Raw genomic sequence first — 23,264 nt, 5'->3', positions numbered from 1 at the left:
CACCATGAGCAAGTTTACAGATATCAAGAAAATCCTGATTCCGGTCCTCATCGTCGGCATTATTGCCTTTGCAGCAGGACATTTTTTCTCAGGTTCCGAAGGGGACCACACTGGGAAGAATGCTGTTGCAGAACACGCTGACCACGGACTTGAGGCCACAGTAACTGAAACCGGAGACGTGGTCTGGACCTGCTCCATGCATCCCCAGATCCAGTTGCCGGAACCGGGTAAATGCCCCTTGTGTTTTATGGATTTAATACCTTTGGAAAAAGGAGGCGAATCCGGTGATGAAGCGGTCAGCCTGCGCCAAATCAGCCTTACTTCAGCCGCCAGAAAACTTGCCGGGATAGCTACCACTCCTGTGGAAAGACGAAGTGTTAACGTCAAAACACGCATGCTCGGCAAAGTTGATTACGACGAAACCCGCATCGGAACCATTACCGCATGGACAGGCGGGCGCATTGATAAGCTATACATAGATTATACAGGAAGCTCGGTGCGCAAAGGACAGGCCACGGCATCCATCTACAGCCCGGAACTGCTCACCGCACAGGCGGAGTTGATTCAGGCCGTCAAAGCCAGGTCTGCTTTGCAAGGCAGTTCCCTTCAGGTGGTTAAGGATACAGCAGCCCGAACTGAAAAAGCCGTGCGTGAAAAACTGCGTTTGCTGGGACTTTCCAAACAACAGATCGAAAACATCGTCAAACGCGGAAAGACCGCCGAACACATAACCCTCTACTCACCCATGAGCGGCATCGTCATCAAAAAAGATGTTGTGGAAGGTGTTTACGTAAAAACCGGAACCCCCATCTACACCATTGCCGATCTTTCAAGGGTCTGGGTTATCCTTGAGGCTTATGAATCCGACCTGCCGTGGATCAAGATGGGTATGAAGGTCAGTTTCAGCACCGAGGCCTACCCCGGTCAGAATTTCGAAGGAAAAGTTGTCTACATCGATCCTGTGGTCAATGAAAAAACCCGGACGGTCCGGGTACGGCTGGAGGTTCCCAACAAAGGATTGAAACTCAAGCCGGGAATGTTTGTTCGCGCAGTTAATAAAGATGAAAAACAGGCCGGCAAGGAACTGGTGATTCCGGCTTCCGCACCGCTCATAACCGGGAAACGGGCCGTGGTATACATTGCCGTCCCCGGAAAGGAAGGCGTCTTCGAAGGGAGAGAGATCGTACTCGGTCCCAAGGCCGGGGATTTCTACGTGGTCAAATACGGGCTTAATCAAGGCGAAAAAGTCGTCACCAAAGGTAATTTCAAAATCGACAGTGCGATCCAGATTATCGCCAAGCCGAGCATGATGAACCCTGAAAGCGGGGTTAAAGCCGTTGCCCACGACCACGGCGGTCATGCTGATATGGACGATATGAAAAAGACGGACAAGCCCGATTATACTCTGCCGCCCATCTTTGCCTCTAAACTTATATTCCTGAAAAAGAGCTTCGATTCCCTCATGGAAACCGCAGATTCAGGTGATATTGAAAACAGCCGCAAACAATTTTCTGAATTTTTTGAAAGCATCGGTAAAATAGATGGATCTGGGCTGAAGGGCGATGCATCCCTTGCATGGAAAGAAATGTCCATGCTGCTCCGAAATGATGCCGTACTTGGCAGCGGAGTTAAAGATTTGCACAGGTTGAAATCCATCTCCGCTGAAACAACGGCCCATTTCAAACGGCTGGATATGATCTTCGGAATTTCAGCCCTTGTTACAAATTCTGCAAACAAAACGGAAGCACCTGAAGCCTTTCAAGCGCAACTCGGCAAAGTCTTCAACGTCTATTCAGCATTAAGCGAAGCCCTTGCCGCCGACAATCTGCCGAACGCGCAGAAACAGGCAGCACTCATGGCCGAAGAACTCAAGAAAATAGACCACACATCCCTCTCCGGCGGTGCACATAAAGTCTGGATGGATGCATTGAAAAACATCAATGACGGCATGTCCGCCATCCGTGAAGCCAAGGATATTGTCGAGGTCCGCGCCGGACTGGAACCGCTTTCCTACGGCATGATCGACGCGGTGGAAAAGCTGGGAATCAAATCTGCGAAACCTGTATATGAAATATCCTGCCCCATGGCCTTTGATTTCAAGGGAGCCAAGTGGCTGCAATCCGACGAGGATATCCGCAATCCCTACTTTGGTGAAGCCATGATCCAGTGCGGGGAAGTTGAACGCCAGCTTAAGGCCGGGGAATAAGGGGCGAGCGATATGAGCGAGAACAGAACTCAAAACATGGACCGCCCCGAACCGAATTCTTTCACTGAGAAAACCATTCTTTTCTGCCTTGAGCAAAAGCTCATCGTGGCAATTCTACTGCTCATGGTCATCGGCGGGGGAATTTTCACCGCTCCTTTTAACTGGGATGTTGGCGGTATTGACCGCTCCCCGGTCCCGGTGGATGCCATCCCGGATATCGGCGAGAACCAGCAGATAATTTTTACCCAGTGGATGGGCCGTTCTCCACAGGACGTGGAAGACCAGATCAGCTACCCGCTTACCGTGGCGCTGCTCGGAATTCCCGGTGTTAAGACGGTCCGCAGCTATTCCATGTTCGGCTTTTCCACCATCTACGTAATTTTCAACGAGGACGTGGATTTCTACTGGTCCCGTTCCCGGCTCATTGAGAAATTGAACAGCCTGCCTGCCGGAACGCTGCCCGCCAATGTAAAACCGGCCCTTGGCCCGGACGCAACCGCGCTGGGGCAGGTCTATTGGTATACCATCGAAGGTCGTGATCCGCAGGGCAACCCAACCGGAGGCTGGGATCTTGATGAATTGCGCTCCGTGCAGGACTGGTACGTCCGCTATGCCCTGCTTTCTGCTGATGGGGTCAGTGAAGTGGCCTCTGTGGGCGGTTTCGTTAAAGAATACCAGATCGATGTTGACCCTGATGCCATGCGCGCCGCCAAAGTCACGCTCAACGATGTTTACCGCGCGGTGAAAATGTCCAACCTCGATGTGGGCGCACGGACCATTGAAATCAACAACGCCGAGTACGTCATTCGCGGTATCGGTTTCATCAAAAAGCTCTCTGACATCGAAAGTTCGGTGGTCAAAGTAGTCAACAACATCCCCATCTACGTCCGCGATGTGGCTCGTGTCACCGAAGGACCGGCCCTGCGCCGTGGTGCCTTGGATAAAGGCGGCGCAGAAGTTGTGGGCGGTGTGGCGGTTGTGCGTTACGGCGAAAACCCGTTGCAGGTCATTGAGAATATCAAAGAGAAGATCAAGGATATTTCACCGGGCCTGCCTTCAAAAATCCTGCCCGATGGAACCGAGAGCAAACTGAGCATCGTTCCTTTTTATGACCGCTCCGGGCTGATCCATGAAACCCTGGGAACACTGAACACCGCACTGACTGAAGAAATCCTGATCACCATCATCGTGGTGCTTATCGCAGTGATCCATCTCAAGAGTTCTCTGCTCATCTCGTCGCTGCTGCCCATTGCGGTGCTTATGTGTTTCATGGGCATGCGGGTTTTCAAGGTGGATGCGAATATTGTTGCTCTTTCGGGAATCGCCATTGCCATCGGGACCATGGTCGATATGGGCATCATCATTTGTGAGAACATCCTCAAGAAGATTGAACATGCCAAAGAGGGAGTCAGCAGGCTGAAACTTGTTTATGAAGGCACTGCCGAAGTGGGCAGCGCAGTCATGACAGCCGTTGCCACAACCATTGTCAGTTTTATGCCCGTGTTCGCTATGGACGGGGCTGAAGGCAAGCTTTTCAAACCGCTGGCCTATACCAAAACTTTCGCCCTGCTGGCTTCAATTATCGTTGCCCTGACTGTTCTGCCACCGGCTGCGGAACTCCTTTTCACTGCCCGGAAGAAGTTCCTCAAGAACAGGCGTACATACTTCACTGCCGGAATTTACCTGCTTTGCGGTATTGCCGTTTCCCTGTTGCTTAAATGGTGGGCCGGTCTGTTCTTCATCTACGTTGGCCTAAAGCATCTTGCACTTCCCTTTGTTCCCGAAAGATTCCACAAGTACGCCAACTACATGGAAACATGGATCATCGTCATCCTGGTGGCTTATGTGTTGACCAAATCATGGCTGCCGCTGGGACCTGAAAAGGGAATGGGCAACAACTATCTTTTCGTGGCTGTTGTCATCGGCGGGCTGATGCTATTCTTTGATCTTTTCAGGCGCGGATACCCCAGAATGCTGGGCTGGTGCCTGAATCACAAATTGCTCTTCCTGACTCTGCCGACCTTCGTTGTCGCGCTGGGGCTTTCCATCTGGCTTGGATTTGCCAACCTTACCGGATTCTTACCTGATTCGATCAAGTCCACATCTCCCTATGTGAAGCTGGCTCATGTTTTTCCCGGACTGGGTAAGGAATTCATGCCCGATCTCGATGAAGGCGCATTCCTTTTCATGCCTACCACCATGCCCCATGCATCCATCGGCGAGGCAATGGATGTTCTTCGCAAACAGGATATGATGATCCAGTCCATCCCGGAAGTTGATTCTGCGGTGGGTAAACTAGGACGAGCTGAAACGCCTCTTGATCCCGCCCCAATCTCCATGATTGAGACGGTCATCAACTACAAATCCGAGTATCTGGTGGATCAATCCGGGGAGCGGCTGCGCTTCAGATTCGACCCCGATCAGAAAGATTTTTTTCGCAATGTTGACGGAAAAACGGTTCCAGCCAACGACGGCTACCCGTATCTGGTACATGGCTATTTCGAGCGCAACGGTAATGGAAAACTGATTCCTGATCCTGACGGCAAACCTTTCAGAGTCTGGCGTCCGGCCCTCAATCCCGGCCTTAACCCGGACCGCAAGCAATGGAAGGGGATAACTTCCCCAAATGATATCTGGGATGAGATTGTCAAAGCCGCTGAAGTTCCCGGAGTGACCTCCGCACCTAAACTGCAACCCATTGCGGCCCGTATCGTCATGCTCCAATCCGGCATGCGTGCGCCCATGGGCATCAAAGTCAAAGGGCCTGATCTTGAAACTCTGGAAAAGGTAGCCCTTGATCTTGAAGGACTGCTTAAACAGGTCGGATCAGTGCAGCCGGAAGCTGTCATTGCCGACCGCATCGTGGGCAAGCCATATCTTGAGATCATCATCGACCGCGAAGCCATTGCACGCCACGGGGTCATGCTTTCGCAGGTGCAGGATGTTATTGAAGTGGCAATAGGCGGGAAAGTGGTCACCACCACCGTTGAAGGCCGTGAACGCTATCCGGTGCGGGTGCGCTATCTGCGCGAACTGCGTGATAACATAGATGCCATAAACAATATTCTGGTCAGTGCTTCCGGCGGGGAACAGATTCCATTAAGCCAGCTTTCCGAGATCAAATATGTACGCGGACCACAAGTCATCAAAAGTGAGGACACCTTCCTTGTCGGCTATGTTCTTTTTGATAAACGTCCCGGATTTGCCGAGGTGGATGTGGTTGAACAGGCCCAGACTTTTCTAGACTCAAAAATCAAGTCCGGTGAACTTATCATTCCGGCTGGCGTCTCCTACGAATTTGCCGGAAGCTACGAAAACCAGATTCGTGCCCAAAAGAAATTGGCTGTGATCCTGCCTTTGGCACTGCTTTTCATCGTGCTGATTCTCTATTTGCAGTTCAAGTCCATCGCCACCACCCTGATGGTATTTTCAGGGATCTTTGTGGCCTGGTCCGGCGGATTTTTCATGGTCTGGCTCTACGGGCAGCCGTGGTTCATGGACTTCACCATGTTCGGCACGGATATGCGTGAACTTTTCCAAGTCAGCCCCATCAACCTGAGTGTTGCCATCTGGGTCGGTTTTCTGGCCCTGTTCGGCATTGCCTCTGATGATGGAGTCATCATGGCGACTTATCTTGATGAAAGTAAAAAAGGACGCAAGATGGAATCCGTAACCGAGATCAGGCAGGCAATCATCTACGGAGCTAAGCGCAGAATCCGTCCTGCCCTGATGACTTCGGCAACCACCATCCTTGCCCTCTTACCGATCCTGACCTCAACAGGACGTGGATCGGATATCATGGTCCCGATGGCGATTCCGTCTTTCGGCGGCATGACTATTGCCATCCTGACTGTGTTTGTTGTGCCTGTGCTTTATTGCGGGGTTGAGGAGATGAAGTTTCGTAAATAAAATGAAACCCCGCCGTGCATAAACACAGCGGGGTTTCTAATTCTCTACTATCTAATATAAATTCTTAGCCCATCAAAACCGGAAGATTACGCATACTATCAATCCCGATACGGCCTTGAATAAATTCCGCATGGCTCATGAGCCAATCACCCTCAGCAGAGGAAAGCCCGGCCTGACGCAGCTGAGCCACGCATTCCACGCAGACCGCTTCGACGTTGGCTTCCAAAACTTTCGGATCGTTTACGCCTGCAGCGTTGTATGAATCCATCAGGCTCTTCAGCTTTGCCAGAACGCGCTGCGCTGTGGGCAGATCCTGACAGGCCCGAAAAGACCATTTGTAGAAGGGCATATACTTTTTACTCAGCAGGAACTGCAGGGAAAGTGTTGCTTCCACAAACTTTGAAAGAGCCTGCAAGGACGCGACTGCGTCACCACGTTTGGCGCAGCGCAACAGGTTATACTGGCCGCTCTGGGCCATGGTCCCGCAGCGAGCGGCAATCTTTTTCAAACGTACATCTTCGGGATAGTAATCCAGCAAAATCTGACGGTAAGCTGAGAACTCACCGCAATCATCGCGGAAAACCTCGCCGTTGGTGCAGGTAGCCAGAAAATGTTCCGGAATTGCGAACCATTCCTCCACACTCTGCGGAGAACGTTTGTAACGGGTAAAACGGCTGTAGAATTCACCAATACCGAACAGACCGCAACGTCCAATCCGTTTCGCGGGAACCATACGGCTGGGCACGCCTTCAAAAGTCTCGGGCAGGAAATTAAAAATTCCTTCCACCCGACCACGCAGCGCATCCAGTTTATCATCAGGTACCCAGACACAAAATGCCGGACCCCAGTCATGGTCCTGTGAATGTTCGTCATCAAAGCCGAAACACTCAGACCCTTCACCAACCAGCCCGACAGCCAGCTGATCAAGGATATCCGCCAGAACCTTTTCCATCATGGGTTCCGCGCAGCGGCGGTAGAAATCTTTTGAAAGTTCAAGTCCCCTACTCATACCACCCCCTACCTACTCAACAGTTACAGACTTAGCGAGGTTTCTCGGCTGGTCGACGTCTTTGCCGAGGTAGTCTGCGGTCTCGTAAGCAAAAAGTTGCAGGGCCGGAAGGGCGATGAAGGTATTAAGCGGTCCCCATACTTCCGGGAGGGACCAGCGTTCTTCAACATCAAGCTCGACGCCGGGGTTGGTCAGGGCGATGATCTCACCGCCACGGGCCTGAACTTCCACGAGGTTTGATTTAACCTTGGGAAAAAGTTCATCATTGAGGGCCATGGCAAAGGTCGGAAACTTTGGATCAATGAGCGCGATAGGACCGTGCTTCATTTCACCGGAAGCATAGCCCTCTGCGTGGATGTATGAAATTTCCTTAAGCTTGAGCGCGCCTTCAAGGGCCAATGGAAAGTAAAGTCCGCGACCGAGGAAGAAAAAGCTGTTGGCTTCGGAATACTTGCGGCTAAGTTCCTGAGCACGGCTGCGCATGGCCGGAAGTTCCGCTTCAAGGATTGAAGGGATGTTGCGGATATCCATGCTCGCACGGCTATAGATGGCGGAATCAATCACGCCTTTCTTCTTGCCCCAGTAAAGGGCCAGCAGCAGGAGCGCAGTCAGCTGGCTGCACATTGCCTTGGTGGAAGCCACACTGATCTCCGGTCCGGCCTGGGTATACATGACGTAATCAGACTCACGGGCAACACTGGAACCGACCACGTTGCAAAGACCGATGATGGAAAGGCCCTTCTCCTTGGCAAGCTTGATTCCGGCAAGGGTGTCGGCGGTCTCACCGGACTGGCTGATGGCAAGGGCCACCCCGCCTTTGGAGAGCAGGGGGTCGCGGTAGCGGAACTCGGAAGCGATCTCCACTTCCACCGGGATCTTGGCCCACTGCTCGATGAGGTATTTGCCCCAAAGACCGGCATGATAGGAAGTTCCGCAGGCAATGATATGCAACCTTTCCGGCGGCTCCATGCCTTCAACTTCAGGCAGGACAATTTCGTTTTTAACCTGATCAACACGTCCGGCAAGGCAGTCGGAAATAACCTTGGGCTGTTCAAAAATTTCCTTGATCATGAAATGCTTATGACCGCCTTTCTGAGCAGCCTGCACATCCCAGTTGATGGTCTTGATTTCCTTTTTCACCGGATCAAGGCTCTTGGCGTCAAACACTTCCCAGGAAGAGGAAGTAATCTTGACCATCTCGCCGTCTTCAATGAATACAACTTCGCGGGTGTAAGGCAGGAACGCGGGGATATCGGAAGCAACAAAATTTTCGCCGACGCCAACGCCCATCACCAACGGACTGGCGACACGGGCGGCGTAAACAGTGCCCGGCTCGTCAATACAAACCACGGCAATGGCATATGCGCCTTCAACCTGTTTCAAAGCCCATGAAACGGCTTCGAGCATGGTGGAATTGTGTTTGCGGCCCTCGGCAATGAGGTTGCAAAGAACTTCGGAGTCGGTATCGGAACGGAATTCGTAGCCCTTGGCAAGCAGTTCGGTCTTGATTTCCTGATAGTTCTCAATGATCCCGTTATGGATCATGGCGATATTCTTTTCGTGGTCCAGATGCGGATGGGCGTTACGTTCAACAGGTACGCCGTGGGTTGCCCAGCGGGTGTGCCCCACGCCGAAAGTGGAATTGGTAACATTTTTCTGCGCCAGCTTTTCATCAAGGGCGGCCAGCTTGCCTTCGGCACGGACCAGCTCGATTTCCTTATTCTGGATAGTAGCTACACCCGCAGAATCATAACCGCGATACTCAAGTCTTCTAAGGCCTTCTACAATAAGGGGAACAGCAGGACGGTGTCCGGCATACCCAATAATTCCGCACATGTGTTGATCTCCGATTTATTTGGATGCGCTGCGCGCTTTTTTATTAAAGCATTTGCCTCCGGCGGCCCTACCGGGAGTCCCTCCGGGGGCCAGAGAAACTTTTAGTAAGCTTCGCTGCCTTCGGCTTAAAAATACTCTGATGATTGAAATTCCTTATCTGCTGATTCTTTCCTGAAAATCAGCCCATTGATCCATGAGTGCACGCAGGGCCTTGCCGCGATGGGAACGTTCGTTCTTGGTTTCGCGGGTCATTTCAGCGGCTACGCAATCAAGCTCGGGATCAAAGAACAGGGGATCGTAGCCGAAACCCTGCTTTCCGGTCAGTTCAAAGGCGATGCGCCCTTCCCATTCTCCACGACTCTGGATACGGATATTATCCGGGGTAGCCGCCACCATCACGCAAACAAAACGGGCGGTGCGGCCTTCTTCGGGAACATCCTTCAACGCTTCAAGCAGCTTGGCATTGTTCTTTTCAGGGGTGGCATCCTCCCCGCTGTAGCGGGCGGAATACACACCGGGAGCACCGTTAAGGGCATCAACCTCAAGACCGGAGTCGTCAGCAACGGCAACCAGCCCGGTCAGGTTGGCAACAGTCTGGGCCTTGATGATGGCGTTTTCGAGGAAAGTCTCACCCGGTTCGGGGATTTCACCGATCTCGGGAAACTGGTCCAGACCTTTTACTTCCAGACCCATATCTTTAAGAAGTACATCAAATTCAGCAATTTTGCCTTTGTTGGTAGTAGCAAGAACAACGGTCTTCAAAACATCCCCCGTAAGGTAATCTCTACGATTCTAAAACTTTACTAACTAAAACTAATAGGGATTCCAGAGGCCTATAGCCGTTAACGAGAAGCTTTGCTTCGAGTCTTACGGATATAGAGAGTGGAACGGCTTAGCCCTTCTGCCCGCCGGAGGCGAAATGAAATCATCCAAAAGCTCGAAGCGCATCAAATCCAAGCCTCGCAGAGCCCTCGGAGAGCCGCCGGAGGCTTTCCTGAACTGACTGAAATATAATTTGCAAGTGTAATACGCTGTACAGCCTGTTTAGGCAACTGGAGCTTTGCGCAGCAACAGGGCTACGCTGGTCCCTTTTCCGGACCTGCTGGCCAGTTCCACCTCGCCTCCGAATTCTTCCATGATCTTTTTGACCATAGGCAAGCCGAGACCGTTGCCGTTTACCTTGGTGGAATAAAAAGGATCAAAAACATGAACGCGCAGATCATCAGCAATACCGGGCCCGCTGTCGCGAACTTCCAACCAGACCATATTGCCGTTTATCCCGCTTGAAATTTTGAGCGTCCCCCCATCTGGCATGGCTTCCATGGAATTCTTGACCAGATTTATCAGGCACTGGCGTATCTGCTCCGCCCCGCCTACCCCAAGAGGACGGCAGGGATCAAGATCCATTTCCACCTCAATTTCCTGCAACTGGCAGCCGAGGGAAAGCAATTGCATGGCATCCGCCGCGACCCTGTTGACGTCGATATTGTTTTTCTGCACATCACGGGAGCGCACAAAACTTAGGATGCTTTTGAGCAGGCGATCCAGCCGCTGCGCTTCCTCAAGTATGATCTGAATCTTTTCCCGCCCGGAATCATCAATATTCTCATCATTGATCAACACCTTGGCAAAACCACCCATCGCCATAAGCGGATTGCGGATTTCATGGGCGATGTATGCGGAAAGCTCACCGACCGTAGCCATGCGCTCGGACTGCTGCAAACGCTGCTCGATCATGGTCCGTTCTGTAATGTTGCGGCAGATCACCACTAACTGGATAACGTTATCGGCCCCCTCTTCGGTGATGGGATAGACATAGAGACGGAAAAAATGGATTTTACCCTGTTCGTCAGTCTCGGAAAACATCCGTTCACTATTCTCCCGCGCCATGGCCGAAACATCTATTACTCCGTCCTTCAACGGACAGAGCGAGTTTAGCGGATCATAGTAATCGAGAGGATTTTTACCCTGCATATTGAGCACCGGCTCACCGGCCCGTACTGCAAAATGCTTATTGCAATCAAGAATGGTTCCGTCTGTGCCGACAATTATTATATCTTCCGGGAATTGATCCACCACCGATTTAAAGAGGGCCTGAGTCTGCATAAGGTTGGCTTTACAGGCTATCCACAAACGGTCTGTAGCGTGCAGTTTTAAGAAAAAACGTGCGGCAGGAAGTTCTACAAGAGTTACTTCCGGCGGCAGGGAGAGGCGCAGCTCACGGAGCATCTCAGGCTCGCCGGAAAGTTCGAATACCATGTTGATGGAAGGGTGGGCGGCAAGCATGGACCGAACGTCAGCATAAAGCGGGAAATCCTGCCCATCAAGCAGTGCATTACCGGACTCATCAATGAGCACTCCGGCTTCCAGTTCTATTCCCGCAGCCTCTCGGCTGCTTTCATGCAGAAGCATGGAAAGGGAGGAAAGCGCAAAGGACCGCCCCACAATCCCGATACAATCTTTTTTTATGTCTATAAAATCTTCAAGCATTCCTGCTCCATCCCGGCCATTGGTTTTGGCAGCCAAATCAGGATAAACCATTTCCCCAAAAAGAAACAGGGCATTTACTTCTTTGCTCTCAAGGAAGAATGGGTTAACCATTGCCGCACAAGGAATCCTGACCTATATAACAAGTATCCGTAAATTTAATTACAAACGGAATTTTAATATGAAAAAAACCAGAATTTACACCATCAGCCTCGGCTGTCCGAAGAACCGGGTCGATACCGAAGTCATGCTCGGCGCATTCGGTTCGGACATGATTCCCGCTCTTACAGCGGAAGAATCAGACCTTATCCTGATCAACACCTGCGGCTTCATCGGTCCCGCCACAGAAGAATCCGTGGATACCATCCTTGAAGCAGCCGACGCCATCAAAGACCTCAACCCGCGTCCGGTGCTGGCTGTTGCCGGATGTCTGGTCAGCCGCTACGGGAAGCTGAACGAACAGATGCCGGAAGTTGACCTCTGGCTCTCCACCCGTGAACTGGACCAGTGGCCCGCATTGGTCTCCAAGGCCCTTGCCGGAGATCTCCCCGAAGAATTTCCCGTACAGCGGAGAGCACTCAGCACAGGCCCGGCCTACGCATACCTTAAGATAAGCGAAGGCTGTTCGCACTCCTGTAGATTCTGCACCATTCCTTCCATCCGCGGCCCCCATGTGAGCCGGGAACTGAACGGTCTGGTAGATGAAGCCCGCTACATTCTTGATCAGGGCGTACCGGAAATTGTTGTTGTAGGTCAGGATACCACTGCTTACGGTTCCGACCTTGACGATAAGGAAACAAACCTGCGTGCACTTATTGAAAAAATGCTCCCTCTCAAGGGACTTGAATGGCTGCGGCTCATGTATCTCTATCCCGCCGGACTGACAGATTCCATGCTGTCATTCATCGCCGGGGCCGGAAAGCCGCTGTTGCCCTATTTCGATATCCCGGTGCAGCACGCCCACCCGGAAGTTCTCTCATCCATGGGCCGCCCCTTTGCCCGTGACCCGCGCAAAGTTATCGACCGGGTCCGCAAACACATTCCCGATGCAGTCCTGCGCACCAGCATTATTGTCGGCTACCCCGGTGAAACCGAAGAACATTTCAACACGCTGGTTGATTTTGTGAGGGAAACCCGCTTCCAGAATCTCGGTGTTTTTGCATACCAGCCGGAAGAAGGAACCCCGGCCGGGGAAATGGAACAGCTGCCCGAAGAACTGCGCGAAGAACGCAGACAGCTGCTTATGGAAGTCCAGTCTGGAATCAGCCGTGAGATTCTCGAAGAAAAAATCGGCGAGACAATTCAGGTACTGGTGGAGGAACCGAACGACGAATGGCCCGGACTTTACAATGGAAGAGTCTGGTTTCAGGCCCCGGAAGTGGACGGGATAACTTACGTCAGTGCCCCTGAAGACGGCATGGAGCTGAAGCCGGGTATGCTGGTTGAAGCTGAAATCGACAACGTCACTGACTACGATCTGGTGACTCTGGTTAAATAACAAACCCCCCGGACTGACGTCCGGGGGGTTTTATTTTCACATATCTATTATTTCAACCTCAAGGTTGTTCAGCTCGGCCCGGCTTTCATAATGCTCCAGCACTTGTGCTCCTTCAGCCAGATGGAGCTCTATCTTATCAACCAGACGTCCTCGAGGACAGAATATCTTTTCCGGCGAATAGACCATTCCGGTTTTACCCTGCAGTTGTAATGAAAACTTCAGGCCGACCTTGGGCGTTATCTCTGTCGGTCCCCGATCCGAGTCCTGTCCGGCGATAGTCAGCACTGCCTTTTTCACAACATCCCGGTGCTCCCAGAACGTCCTGTTAAGGCTTATGATTTCGCCGTCACTGAACCCGAGTCTCGCCGGAGAGATGCCCTTGAAAAATTGATATCCCGAAGAAAGCACCGGCTCAGGCTGGGAGGACGGTCCAGAATACAAAATAAGACCGGTTCCCAGAGTAGCAAAAACGAGCAGTCCGATAACCAGCAATAAAATATTTTTACGCTTGAACCCCACTTCCAACAACCTGCCTTCTTAACAAAAATGAATGTCCAATAAAGCATTTCGTTATATAATCAAAGAGCAACAATCAAGCGTGAATGTATTATAAAATCAAGATTATCCACCATTACAACGAACAATCTTCGCGTCAGCCTGCTCTTTACGCTCATATTCTGCTGAAGCTTCCACAGCATCGGCCCATGAATCAAAACGTCCGAATCGAACGCAATACCATTTACGGTTGTTGCTTGAAGGGATCTCAACAACATAGGCTTCATATCCCTGCACAGCCAGCCGCTTGCTCATCTTTACTGCAGATTTCTCCCTGCGGTTGGAGCTGACCTGTATCGCATAATTAACAGGCTTAAGTCCCGCACTGATCTTAGGGGAAGGCTTGGTGCGTTTCTTCACAGCGGCAACAGGTTTCTTATCCATATTACCCTTCTCGCGCACATCAAAAAACTGCCAGGCCAAAGGGCCATCCAACGGACGGGAATAAATAAGATACTGCCCTTCACCGTCAGCCATAAAATTAAAAATATCATCCTCTTCCACTTTCATGGACGAAACGACCTTTCCATCACTGCGGTCTACAACCTGCAAACGAGCTGCCGGATAAATCCCCCCCTCTTCCATGGCAAAAGATATGGTGGAATTAACCGCGAAGACAGCAACACCCTGCTGTTTCTTAGATTTGCCGACCACATTCAAGCCCTTGAAAAAAGGTGATTCTGTGCGTACGGGCAAAGGCAGGGACATAACCGGATCTCCGTAAAAAACCAGTTCGTAAAGCGGACCGAGCCTTTCACCTTTCAACAGATTCTGGACAAACTGGGAACGGGCCTCAACCAAGGCGTCACCGATGCGGTGCTTACCGCTGAAATAAGCTTTATGGAACTCCATAAGCAGACGCGGTGTTCCGCTGGAATCAACCCGGAAAACGCGCCCTTCATCCAGCTCCGTTTGGATACTCCCGGAGCTGTTACATCCGGTCATCATCGCCAGTCCTCCGCCGGGAGAAAGCACTACCGCTTCAGCCGGAGTAGGGCTGGTGGAATTGGAAACATAAACCTCACAGGAAGGGTTGAGCACCACAGGCAGTCCGGGCTTGTATTCGAGTTCCATAATCCCGGAAACCGGCACAATACCATTTCCGGCCCGGAATCCGTCATGTCCGGCCTCAAGGGCCAGCCACTGCACGGAAACATCATCTTCAGCCAACGACTGCTGCAAACGCTGCGGAGTACTTCCTCCGGCCGCACCCAGATAGCGAATTGCTTCCGGTCCGGCTATACCTTCCTGCTGCAGGTTGAAAAAAAGCAGCTCCGAATCAGAAAGATTCTGATCGGTAAAACCTTCACCGCCGATAAAAGAAACAGGCCACGCCGGACGGAATTCACGATCCCCGTACCAGCGTTCATATTTTGCGGCAACAGCTTCGGCCTCGGCACTGTCACGGGCCGGGATCCTGCCCACTGGAAGTACATTTTCAGGGGCCGGGTCAGATCCCCCATAACCATAGTCGGAAAGATAAACTTCAGTTCCGTTGGCAACCTCAAAACGGGCCGAAGGGACAACATCCCGATTACCGAGGATAAGCACAGACATGACCTTGCCGTTTTTGTTCAGGCGGTCCACCTGATCGCGCACACCAGAAACAACCTTCTCCACAGACTCAGCAGTTCCGTTACAAGAAGGCACTTTCAGGATAACCGACTTCACACCCTCGAATTCGCGGTGCAGGTAAGAAAAATAGCGGGCGGCATGCAAAAATTCTGCAGTACAGACAATGATGCTTTTCTTTTCCTCGGTGTAAGGGGCCTCGGAAACTTTCACCGGAGCGACAACATGAGCCGGAACAGACTCAGCTGCTTTCTTAAGCCCTTTGAGCTTGCACCCGGAAACCAGCAACACGCATGACAAAGCCAGCAGGGGGATAAAAAATTTTTTCAACTTAACCATTTCTGCTCTCCCTGCTCTCTTCAACCTTCTGTAAAATCGTGTTCCAAACCATCTCAACCGTAATATCCGTCATGCATTTATGATGTTTTTCCGGGCAGACCTTTCCGCCATGCAATCCACACGGTCTGCATTTCAAATCTTCCAGACTTTCCATCACAGTGGAATTCTCACCACGCGGGAAAAACCCGAATCTGCGCACAGTAGGACCGAACATAGCCACCACCGGAACCTTCTGAATCCAAGCTATATGCATAGGCCCGGAATCATTGGTCAGGTAAACGTCCAACTGCCTGATATGAGCTGCAAGTTGTTGCAGACCTAGCTTCCCGGCCAGATTGATGACTGCATCTGCATGCTCCGCCTGATCTAGGACAGCGTTGCAAAGCCCAATCTCATCGGGTCCGCCAAAAAGTATCACCTTATACCCGGCATCTACACACCTATCGATCACTTCTGCAAAATTGTGCTCCGGCCATTTCTTGGTTTCCCAAGTGGAGCCGGGATGAACTCCGATTACGGGAACTTCACCCAGCCCTTTGAAAAATTCTTCAGCCTCCCCGACAACATCATTGGGTAGCTCAAGCAGAACTTCCGGGGCTTGGCCGGAAATACCCAGCGGCTCGCCAAGAGCCAAAAGTCTTTCCACTTCTTCAAGCTCATCAAAGCGGCGCTTCACCGTTTTTGAGTAAACAAAGCGGTTATACCAAGGGGCATCATAACCTATACGGTCTTTGATTCCGCTGGACATCGCCACAACTGCTGAACGCATGCTGGTATGCGCAGAAATATATAAATCAAAGCCCTGACGACCCAGATCCGCGCCGTATGCTCGAGCCGCGCCCATTCCCTTTTGCGCGCCGCGTTTGTCAAAGCCGTGCACCCCGGTCAGTTCCGGTTGCCCTGCGAACAGGGCTTCCACGCCCTTGCGAATGAAAAGGTGAATTTCAGCACCAGGGAAGCGCAGGGCAAGTCCCTTGATCAAAGGCAAAGTCAGAACCGCATCACCAAGGAAAGCGGTCTGCCATAAGGCTATTTTTTTGTAGTTATCTTTCATTAAATGTTTACTTGATGCGCTACGCGCTATTGGTGGAAATAGGTTGCCTCCGGCCGCCCTGCCGGGGCCTCAACCCCTTTTAAAAAGGGTTTAAGAATCCCAAAATCTTTTAATAAGGCTTCGCCGCTTCGTTTTGGAAATTTTGCGGAACTAAAAAAACAAGTGTCCGGCCAGCGAACAGACAATCAGGATTACACCTACCGCTACGGTGACCAGCATTTCGGGATATGGCGTGGTCCAGCGGACCCTTGCCCCGACACTCTGCTCAAAGCGGTAAAAACGAAAAGCCGCGCTGGCCAGAATAATCATCCCCGAAATAATAATGAACACACCGAGGAACTTCATCTCTTTGAGCATTACATTCGGGGTTCCGGGCAGCATCTTCTCCATATAGAGTCTGGCTTTTTCAATGACGAACCCGAAACCGAACAATCCCAGAGCAGTACGACACCAAGCCAAAAAAGTACGCTCATTGGCCAGCAGGGTTCTCATTCTGGCAAGCTCGTTATTATCCAGCGATTCCTTGTCTCGTCCAGCCATTTGCCAACTCCGGATTTTCTGGTCTACACTTCTTGATCTTGAATATATATGCCTATAATCTGTAATGCGGATGCGGGCAACATTGTTCGCCCAAATGGAATAACTTCCGGCCTCATGCCAAATTCGGCAGGCCGCATCATAAAGGACTGAAAATGAAATACATCATGTTTGAAGATTTTTCCGGCGACCCGCTGCCAATTCTCATTCCCAACCGTATCGGATACCTTGAATTCAGGGAACAGATTCCCTACACCAACGTGCTCTCCGCCGGGTACGTACAATTGCGCCCCACCGGTATAACCTGCCACGGCGAAGCCAAGGAACTAGGAGCTGCCGCCCGCCCTGAAGATGCAAAAATTATCTCAGAGAAACTGGAAGCACCGGAATATTAAATTTACTGACCATGCAGATTAAAAATGGGCGGTTCCGACTGATTGTCGGGACCGCCCATTTTTTGATTCTTTGTGGTTTGCTGCTTAGTCGTACTTGACCGCACTGATCTTCATCAGCTTGTCCCATGTATGGACAGCTTCGATGTGACGTACGGTTCCGGTCTTACCGCGCATAACCAGAGAAGTGGTTTCTGCACCGTAGCCGAGGTAACGGACACCGCGCAGGAAAGTACCGCCGGAAATACCGGTTGCGGAGAAGAAGATATCATCACTCTTCACCAGGTCATTTACGGTCATAATGTTGCGCAAATCGTAACCCTGATCTTCGAGAGCGCCTTTTTCGGACTCAGACTGGGGATCAAATTTCGCGAACATTTCACCACCCATGATGCGAATGGCGCAAGCAGAAAGAACACCCTCAGGTGTTCCGCCGGTTCCGATCATAACATCAACAGGACTGCGGGGATCAACAACCATAAGAGCACCGGCAACATCACCGTCGGTGTGCAGCTGGATACGCGCTCCGGCATCACGGATTTCCTGAATCAGGCCGTGGTGACGGGGTTTCTCCAGAACGAAGACAACGAGGTCGTCCACGTCTTTGTTCAGTGCTTTTGCGATTTTATTGAGGTTGTCCCTTACCGGTGCGTTGATGTCGACCATGTTCCTTGCGGCAGTAGGTACAACCAGCTTCTGCATGTAATAGCTGGGACCCGGATCAAGCATCATACCGGTAGGCGCAACACCCACGACAGAGATTGCGTTGGGTCGGCCGTATGCCAGCAGGTTGGTTCCTTCAACCGGATCTACGGCAACGTCCATGCCCGGACCTTCGCCAACGCCGAGCTTCTCGCCGTTGTAGAGCATGGGGGCGTGGTCTTTTTCGCCTTCACCGATAACAACAGTTCCGCTGATTTCAAGACTGTTGAAACTCAGACGCATGGCATCGACAGCAGCCTGGTCACCGGCGTTTTTATCACCCCGGCCAAGCCATCTGGCGGAAGCCAGTGCGGCAGCCTCGGTTACCCTTACAAGGTCAAGAGCCAAATTTCTCTGGGGAGCTTCCATTTATCTATCTCCAAATGAGTGAAGTAAATTTGTTTAAGTTCCGCGTAACAATGCATATGCCAATTACATAAAAAGGGCCGTCAGTCCAGCTTTCATGTACTGTCATCGTACATTGATATAGCAGACTGCCCGAAGAATTTCAGCAGGAAAATATATGAAATTCACTGCTGCGGAGGCATAGTCAGCAAAAGGGAATATACCCGGTTTTTGCACTTGGCAAAACCAGATAAAGTATTATGAACAGTCTGGAGTTGATTTTTCGGGCGTGCAAGCTTATTAAAGAAAACATCTAAACTTTTTTTAGAACAGTTGCCTGTATTTTTATTGCTATCACACTGGGCAAAACACTTAAATAAAACCGATCTGAGAATATGCGCAAATTTTTTATTCCGAACCTGATCATGGCTCTATTTCTTGCGGGACTACTTGTTTCTGTCATTCCCGCCAGTGCTTTCGGGGCTAACATCAAGGATGATTTCACCATTGCCTGGAAACAATTCCATGCTCTTTCCAAAAACAATAAAAAAGCTCAGTACCGATCCGAATGGGAAAAGGTCGGCAAAAAATTTCGCAATGTTTTCAAAAGGTCCACACGTGGCTCATACGCCCCGAAATCACTCTACTATCTTGGCCGCACATACGAAGAGCTGGGCAACCGCAGCGGCATGAAAAAAGATTTTCGCACCGCAGTTGATTACTACGGGCGCATGATCTCAAACTTTCCGTCCCACCAGTGGGCTGACGACAGCATATACCGCAGGGCTGAAATCAGACTGCGCAAACTGCATGAAAAAGACTTAGCTTATTCCGATTACCTGACCATCGTCCACCGCTACTCAAAATCAGATATGTACTCCAAGGCCCGCGCACGGCTGGATTCCATGGACCGCAAAGGTGCTTCTGGAAAAACAAAACATAAGAAACCCTCGGGCACAATCATACCGGCCCAAAAAGTTTCAAAAGAGAGCAGCAAAAATTCCTCCAGCCGGGCAAAACTCCTCTCAGTTCGCTACACCAGCAGTGAAACGTATACCCGCGTGGTCTTGGACCTCGACGAAGAAGTGCGCTACCGCTACCAGATCCTGAATCCGAATCAGAGTGTAAACCGTCCCCACAGACTCTACGTTGATCTTGAAAACACAGTACTCGGCAATGGGGTCCACAAGGCAACCCATGTGGAAGACGGTATCCTCAAGGATATCCGCTCCGCACAGCGTGACCCGCGAACCACCCGTGTGGTGCTCGATTTCAACGCCATGCAGGATTACAAAATATTTCCTTTGGAAAACCCGTTCCGTCTGGTCATCGACGTACAGGCCCCGGAAGAAGGTAAAGTGGTGGAAAACAAAAGTCCGGTCCGCCATTCCAAGCCTAAAAGATCCAAGCCGCAGAAATACACTCCTCCGGCAAACAGCAAAAAAATGGCCGGGGAACTGCTCGAACAGCTGGGTCTGACCTTCAAGACCATTATGCTTGATCCCGGTCACGGAGGCAAAGATCCCGGTGCGGCTGCCAACGGGCTGAAAGAAAAAAATATCAACCTGCGCTTTGCCAAAATACTTGCTGCGAAGCTCAAAAAAGCCGGGTTCAATGTGCTTTACACCCGCAGCACCGATAAATTTATCCCTCTTGAAGAACGAACCGCCATGGCCAACATCAAGAAGGCTGACATGTTTATTTCGATCCATTGCAACGCGCACCGCAGCTCGAAGATCAACGGTATCGAAACCTATACTTTGAACCTCGCACGCAACCGCAATGCAGTCCGTGTAGCAGCCCGGGAAAACGCGGTCTCAGCCAAAAGGATCAGTGATCTGCAGGTAATTCTTACCGATCTTATGCTCAACTCCAAAATGAAAGAAAGTAAAGATCTGGCTAACAACATCCACACCCGCTCCCTGAAAAGCATCCGACGCAAGTGGTCGGTCAAAGATCAGGGTGTGCGAGAAGCACCGTTCTATGTCCTCATGGGGGCGAAGATGCCTTCCGTACTCATTGAGCTGGGCTACCTCACCAACCGCACCGAAGCCAAGCGTCTGAAAACAGACCGCTATCTTTCTTATATTGCGGATGGTATTGTAAAAGGGGTATTGGAATACAAAAAGCAGATTGAAAGATACGCCAGTTTATAGAAGATGCCTGCCGGCGGCCCTTTAGGGGAACCCTGCCGGGTCCTTAAACCTTTTATTAAGCTTCGCTGTTTGCTGAGACAAAAAGAGCAGGAAAAACACATGATCAATCTTGATATACCGGGATTCGCCAAGCTCGAAATCGAACATCTCATTCTGGACTACAACGGAACGATAGCACTTGACGGCAACCTGCTTCCCGGAGTGGGCAAACTGATCATGGAGCTGGCCGGAGATGTACAGGTTCACGTGCTTACAGCCGATACATTAGGTCAATGTGAAGATGAACTGTCCCACCTGCCTGTATCAATCCACATCATCAACGGCAGCCCTGAAGACAAGGCCAAACTTGATTATGTGAAGACACTCGACCCGGCGAAATGCGCCTGCATCGGAAACGGACGCAATGATATGCTCATGCTCAAAGAAGCAGCACTCGGAATCATCATCTCCGGGGCTGAATGCATGTCCATGAAAGCCGCCCGTGCCGCTGATCTGGTTGCTACAGATATCTCCGGTGCACTTGGCGTGTTTACACACCCAGTGCGTCTACTCACTACCCTGCGTAATTAATTAGTATGTTAGTTCTTAAATGCTCTGATTGCAGACGCAAGCTTTGGAAATATTATAAAATAGGGCAGGGAGAAGTTCACCGTTGCCATAAGGAACGGATCAAAAAAATCTGGAACGCTGAAGAACGAGACGGCAAAGTCCACTGCCCCTGCGGAAAAGCCTTCGGCATAGACCGAGGAACATACTGGACCATGGACAAGAAAGCTTTCACCTATTCAGGAACGAAAACGAATAAATAATTTCAGAGTCCTAATAAAAAATCCCGTAATCTTAATTAAGATTACGGGATTTTTTATTAGAAACGCTCTTTAAAACGAAGCATCAACAAACTGATAACAGTTTTTTGAAGAATCCAGCCCCCCTTTTGCAAAAGAGCCTCTGGCTCCCGGCGGGATTGCCGATAGGGACTCCGAAGGCAAATTAAACAAAGCTAAAAGAATTAACACCCTTGTCCTGAATATTTTTCAATCCTTTAGCGGCCTTGGACATTACTGCATCAAAAGTTTCGCCGTCACCATTGCTGATTGTGAAAGAGGCACTGGACATGAACCTGTCGGAACCGGAAACAATTTCAGAACTTGCAAGCGCGGCCTTTACCGCTCCGAGATCACGCTTCAGGGCTTCCACGTCGTCGGAAAGGATGAAGAATCCGTAGTCACTGCGCGCCACGAGTTCCCAGCCCAACGAATGCTGATCGAGAAGCGAAGCAGCCTTTTTCAGGGCTGCAAAACCACCATCCCACCCGTATGCAGCATTGATGTCCAACATGTTGTCCATGTTGAAAGCCGCCACAACTGGGGACTTACCCTGCTTTTTGGCGGTAGCAAAAAGATCACGTCCTTTGTCGAGAAAAAAGCTGATATTGGAGAATCCGGTCAAGGGATCGCGGCTGTATGCATCCTTGATGGACCGGACACGCTCCAGCTCGTTAAGGTTGTTGGTAACCCTCCAGGAGAACTCTTCAACTTCAAAAGGCTTCTTGAGAAAGTCATTGGCCCCGCGTTTAAGAAATTTTGCAGTAATGGCCCCGGAATCATGGGCCGAAACCCCCAGAATGGCCATCTGATCTCGGCTGTGGGTCTTACGCACCTCGCCAACAAGTTCAAAGCCGTCCAGATTAGGCATTTCATAATCGGTAAGCAGCATTTTCACATCAGGATTAGCCTTGATCAGTTCAAGGGCTTCAGCACCGTCTTTTCCCGGAAGTACCGTAAAATTAAGCCGCTCCAACAGGCTCTGCATAATCTTACGCGCTGTGGAGTTGTCTTCGGCAACCACAACCTTGATCTCGTGGTTGGAGTGAATGCGTCTAATAAGGTCGACCATTTCCTCAAGGTCTTCTCGGCTGGATTTATTAAAGTAGTCCAGTACACTTTTTTCAATAAAACGATTGCGGATGTCTTCATCAAAAGTAGAAGTCAAAACGATACACGGAATCCTGCGGGACAGCACGTAATCCACGGCCTCACCATCCGGAGCACCTTTGATATTCAGATTCAGGACCGAGATAAAAACATCATTACCATTATCAGCAAGCTTTTCTTCCAGCTCATCCATGGAATTAACGACTATGGTGTCAAAAGGTGTAATGGATTCTATATGCTCAGTAATAATTCTTGCCTGAGTGTTGCTGTTTTCAACGACAAGAACGGTATTCTTAAATGGCTCGGACATGCTGCCCCCTTTTAAAACTGATTTAAGTAAAATAAGGGTGAAGATACACTTCGCGTAAAGATAAAGGCAAGCCAAATAATTAAAGACGTATTATAAAAACAGGACAGCAATACCTACGTATGGTAATTAATTATCTGTAACAGAATCGGAATAGGTATTGATAATCTCTTCAGTGTCGACAGGTTCGGGGGCGTACTTGTCACTTTCGGAAATCGCAGCATCAATTTTCTGCTGATCCTCTAGATGCTCATCAAGAGCCTGGGTGGCATTACGGGGCTTCTGCCCTTCCTGATATTCATTTACATTTGCGCCCAGAACAGCCACACCGACCACGGCGACAGTCCCCCAGATACACCCGGAACAAAACAGGGACGCAAGTAGAATGATAAAGGAAACGGCACGTGTTTTCAGCAAAACTACAGA

18 protein-coding genes are annotated in these 23,264 nt (G+C 50.6%); 7 read left to right on the top strand and 11 right to left on the bottom strand.

All coding sequences use genetic code 11. The features are described from left to right. Positions 1-4: 4 nt before the first annotated feature. Positions 5-2,206, top strand: a complete 2,202-nt coding sequence (locus ACNI29_RS08535) for an efflux RND transporter periplasmic adaptor subunit (RefSeq protein WP_419781781.1) — start codon at positions 5-7, stop codon at positions 2,204-2,206. Between the two features lie 12 nt (positions 2,207-2,218). Further along, positions 2,219-6,115, top strand: coding sequence for an efflux RND transporter permease subunit (locus ACNI29_RS08530; protein ID WP_419781780.1), 3,897 nt, complete (start codon positions 2,219-2,221; stop codon positions 6,113-6,115). Positions 6,116-6,179: 64 nt separating this feature from the next. On the opposite strand, the gene ACNI29_RS08525 is transcribed toward ACNI29_RS08530, so the two are convergent. From ACNI29_RS08525 to ACNI29_RS08510, 4 genes are all read right to left on the bottom strand, one after another. Then, a complete protein-coding gene (locus ACNI29_RS08525; RefSeq protein ID WP_419781779.1) occupies positions 6,180-7,124 on the bottom strand; it encodes a DUF4037 domain-containing protein in 945 nt (314 codons plus the stop codon). 12 nt (positions 7,125-7,136) lie between these two features. Continuing rightward, complete coding sequence (gene glmS / locus ACNI29_RS08520) at positions 7,137-8,960, bottom strand: glutamine--fructose-6-phosphate transaminase (isomerizing) (RefSeq protein WP_419781778.1); 1,824 nt, start codon at positions 8,958-8,960, stop codon at positions 7,137-7,139. Between the two features lie 153 nt (positions 8,961-9,113). Continuing rightward, a complete protein-coding gene (locus tag ACNI29_RS08515; protein ID WP_419781777.1) occupies positions 9,114-9,722 on the bottom strand; it encodes an XTP/dITP diphosphatase in 609 nt (202 codons plus the stop codon). A 282-nt stretch (positions 9,723-10,004) separates the two neighbouring features. Beyond that, entirely contained in the window at positions 10,005-11,561 is a 1,557-nt protein-coding gene (locus ACNI29_RS08510; RefSeq protein WP_419781776.1) for a two-component system sensor histidine kinase NtrB, read from the bottom strand. Positions 11,562-11,628: 67 nt separating this feature from the next. Here ACNI29_RS08510 and rimO point away from each other — a divergent pair, with 67 nt between their 5' ends. After that, positions 11,629-12,945 carry a 30S ribosomal protein S12 methylthiotransferase RimO gene (rimO, locus tag ACNI29_RS08505; RefSeq protein WP_419781775.1) on the top strand — a complete coding sequence of 439 codons (1,317 nt, stop codon included), beginning with the start codon at positions 11,629-11,631 and terminating at the stop codon, positions 12,943-12,945. A 36-nt stretch (positions 12,946-12,981) separates the two neighbouring features. On the opposite strand, the gene ACNI29_RS08500 is transcribed toward rimO, so the two are convergent. The 4 genes from ACNI29_RS08500 to ACNI29_RS08485 all read right to left on the bottom strand — a co-directional run bounded on the left by ACNI29_RS08500 (position 12,982) and on the right by ACNI29_RS08485 (position 17,005). Then, complete coding sequence (locus ACNI29_RS08500) at positions 12,982-13,464, bottom strand: hypothetical protein (RefSeq protein WP_419781774.1); 483 nt, start codon at positions 13,462-13,464, stop codon at positions 12,982-12,984. A 102-nt stretch (positions 13,465-13,566) separates the two neighbouring features. Continuing rightward, the gene (locus ACNI29_RS08495; RefSeq protein WP_419781773.1) at positions 13,567-15,411 is read right to left on the bottom strand and encodes a C25 family cysteine peptidase; all 1,845 of its coding nucleotides are present in this window, start codon (positions 15,409-15,411) and stop codon (positions 13,567-13,569) included. Next, positions 15,404-16,465, bottom strand: coding sequence for a glycosyltransferase family 9 protein (locus ACNI29_RS08490; protein WP_419781772.1), 1,062 nt, complete (start codon positions 16,463-16,465; stop codon positions 15,404-15,406). The genes ACNI29_RS08495 and ACNI29_RS08490 overlap by 8 nt, the downstream gene beginning before the upstream one ends. A 150-nt stretch (positions 16,466-16,615) precedes the next feature. Continuing rightward, positions 16,616-17,005 carry a YidH family protein gene (locus ACNI29_RS08485; RefSeq protein WP_419781771.1) on the bottom strand — a complete coding sequence of 130 codons (390 nt, stop codon included), beginning with the start codon at positions 17,003-17,005 and terminating at the stop codon, positions 16,616-16,618. A 152-nt stretch (positions 17,006-17,157) separates the two neighbouring features. Here ACNI29_RS08485 and ACNI29_RS08480 point away from each other — a divergent pair, with 152 nt between their 5' ends. Beyond that, entirely contained in the window at positions 17,158-17,397 is a 240-nt protein-coding gene (locus ACNI29_RS08480; protein WP_419781770.1) for a hypothetical protein, read from the top strand. A gap of 84 nt (positions 17,398-17,481) precedes the next feature. Here the strand turns inward: ACNI29_RS08480 and glpX are convergent, their stop codons facing one another. Beyond that, positions 17,482-18,465 carry a class II fructose-bisphosphatase gene (gene glpX, locus ACNI29_RS08475; RefSeq protein WP_419781769.1) on the bottom strand — a complete coding sequence of 328 codons (984 nt, stop codon included), beginning with the start codon at positions 18,463-18,465 and terminating at the stop codon, positions 17,482-17,484. Between the two features lie 371 nt (positions 18,466-18,836). Between glpX and ACNI29_RS08470 the strand changes: the two genes are divergently transcribed. The 3 genes from ACNI29_RS08470 (at position 18,837) to ACNI29_RS08460 (ending at position 21,406) form a co-directional block, all read left to right on the top strand. Continuing rightward, entirely contained in the window at positions 18,837-20,597 is a 1,761-nt protein-coding gene (locus ACNI29_RS08470) for an N-acetylmuramoyl-L-alanine amidase (protein ID WP_419781768.1), read from the top strand. A gap of 99 nt (positions 20,598-20,696) precedes the next feature. Then, a complete protein-coding gene (locus ACNI29_RS08465; protein WP_419781767.1) occupies positions 20,697-21,167 on the top strand; it encodes an HAD family hydrolase in 471 nt (156 codons plus the stop codon). Positions 21,168-21,172: 5 nt separating this feature from the next. Continuing rightward, a complete protein-coding gene (locus ACNI29_RS08460; protein ID WP_419781766.1) occupies positions 21,173-21,406 on the top strand; it encodes a hypothetical protein in 234 nt (77 codons plus the stop codon). A gap of 181 nt (positions 21,407-21,587) precedes the next feature. Here ACNI29_RS08460 and ACNI29_RS08455 read toward each other — a convergent pair whose 3' ends face one another. Both ACNI29_RS08455 and ACNI29_RS08450 read right to left on the bottom strand, forming a co-directional pair. Further along, the gene (locus ACNI29_RS08455) at positions 21,588-22,841 is read right to left on the bottom strand and encodes a GGDEF domain-containing response regulator (protein WP_419781765.1); all 1,254 of its coding nucleotides are present in this window, start codon (positions 22,839-22,841) and stop codon (positions 21,588-21,590) included. 126 nt (positions 22,842-22,967) lie between these two features. Beyond that, positions 22,968-23,255 (bottom strand): hypothetical protein, encoded by a 288-nt coding sequence (locus tag ACNI29_RS08450; RefSeq protein WP_419781764.1) that lies wholly within the window; start codon positions 23,253-23,255, stop codon positions 22,968-22,970. Positions 23,256-23,264: the final 9 nt, after the last annotated feature.

The organism is Maridesulfovibrio spiralis (SeqCode) (genome assembly GCF_048571135.1).
Classification (GTDB): Bacteria; Desulfobacterota; Desulfovibrionia; order Desulfovibrionales; family Desulfovibrionaceae; genus Maridesulfovibrio; species Maridesulfovibrio spiralis.
The sequence above is the reverse complement of the archived record's forward strand: the minus strand, read 5'-3'. Positions and strand labels throughout refer to the sequence as shown.

Excerpts from the sequence above, each read along its gene's own strand:
- ACNI29_RS08535 (WP_419781781.1), top strand. The coding sequence starts at position 5 with ATGAGCAAGTTTACAGATATCAAGAAAATCCTGATTCCGGTCCTCATC.
- ACNI29_RS08530 (WP_419781780.1), top strand. The coding sequence starts at position 2,219 with ATGAGCGAGAACAGAACTCAAAACATGGACCGCCCCGAACCGAATTCT.
- ACNI29_RS08525 (WP_419781779.1), bottom strand. The coding sequence starts at position 7,124 with ATGAGTAGGGGACTTGAACTTTCAAAAGATTTCTACCGCCGCTGCGCG.
- glmS (WP_419781778.1), bottom strand. The coding sequence starts at position 8,960 with ATGTGCGGAATTATTGGGTATGCCGGACACCGTCCTGCTGTTCCCCTT.
- ACNI29_RS08510 (WP_419781776.1), bottom strand. The coding sequence starts at position 11,561 with ATGGTTAACCCATTCTTCCTTGAGAGCAAAGAAGTAAATGCCCTGTTT.
- rimO (WP_419781775.1), top strand. The coding sequence starts at position 11,629 with ATGAAAAAAACCAGAATTTACACCATCAGCCTCGGCTGTCCGAAGAAC.
- ACNI29_RS08495 (WP_419781773.1), bottom strand. The coding sequence starts at position 15,411 with ATGGTTAAGTTGAAAAAATTTTTTATCCCCCTGCTGGCTTTGTCATGC.
- ACNI29_RS08490 (WP_419781772.1), bottom strand. The coding sequence starts at position 16,465 with ATGAAAGATAACTACAAAAAAATAGCCTTATGGCAGACCGCTTTCCTT.
- ACNI29_RS08485 (WP_419781771.1), bottom strand. The coding sequence starts at position 17,005 with ATGGCTGGACGAGACAAGGAATCGCTGGATAATAACGAGCTTGCCAGA.
- ACNI29_RS08480 (WP_419781770.1), top strand. The coding sequence starts at position 17,158 with ATGAAATACATCATGTTTGAAGATTTTTCCGGCGACCCGCTGCCAATT.
- glpX (WP_419781769.1), bottom strand. The coding sequence starts at position 18,465 with ATGGAAGCTCCCCAGAGAAATTTGGCTCTTGACCTTGTAAGGGTAACC.
- ACNI29_RS08470 (WP_419781768.1), top strand. The coding sequence starts at position 18,837 with ATGCGCAAATTTTTTATTCCGAACCTGATCATGGCTCTATTTCTTGCG.
- ACNI29_RS08465 (WP_419781767.1), top strand. The coding sequence starts at position 20,697 with ATGATCAATCTTGATATACCGGGATTCGCCAAGCTCGAAATCGAACAT.
- ACNI29_RS08460 (WP_419781766.1), top strand. The coding sequence starts at position 21,173 with ATGTTAGTTCTTAAATGCTCTGATTGCAGACGCAAGCTTTGGAAATAT.
- ACNI29_RS08455 (WP_419781765.1), bottom strand. The coding sequence starts at position 22,841 with ATGTCCGAGCCATTTAAGAATACCGTTCTTGTCGTTGAAAACAGCAAC.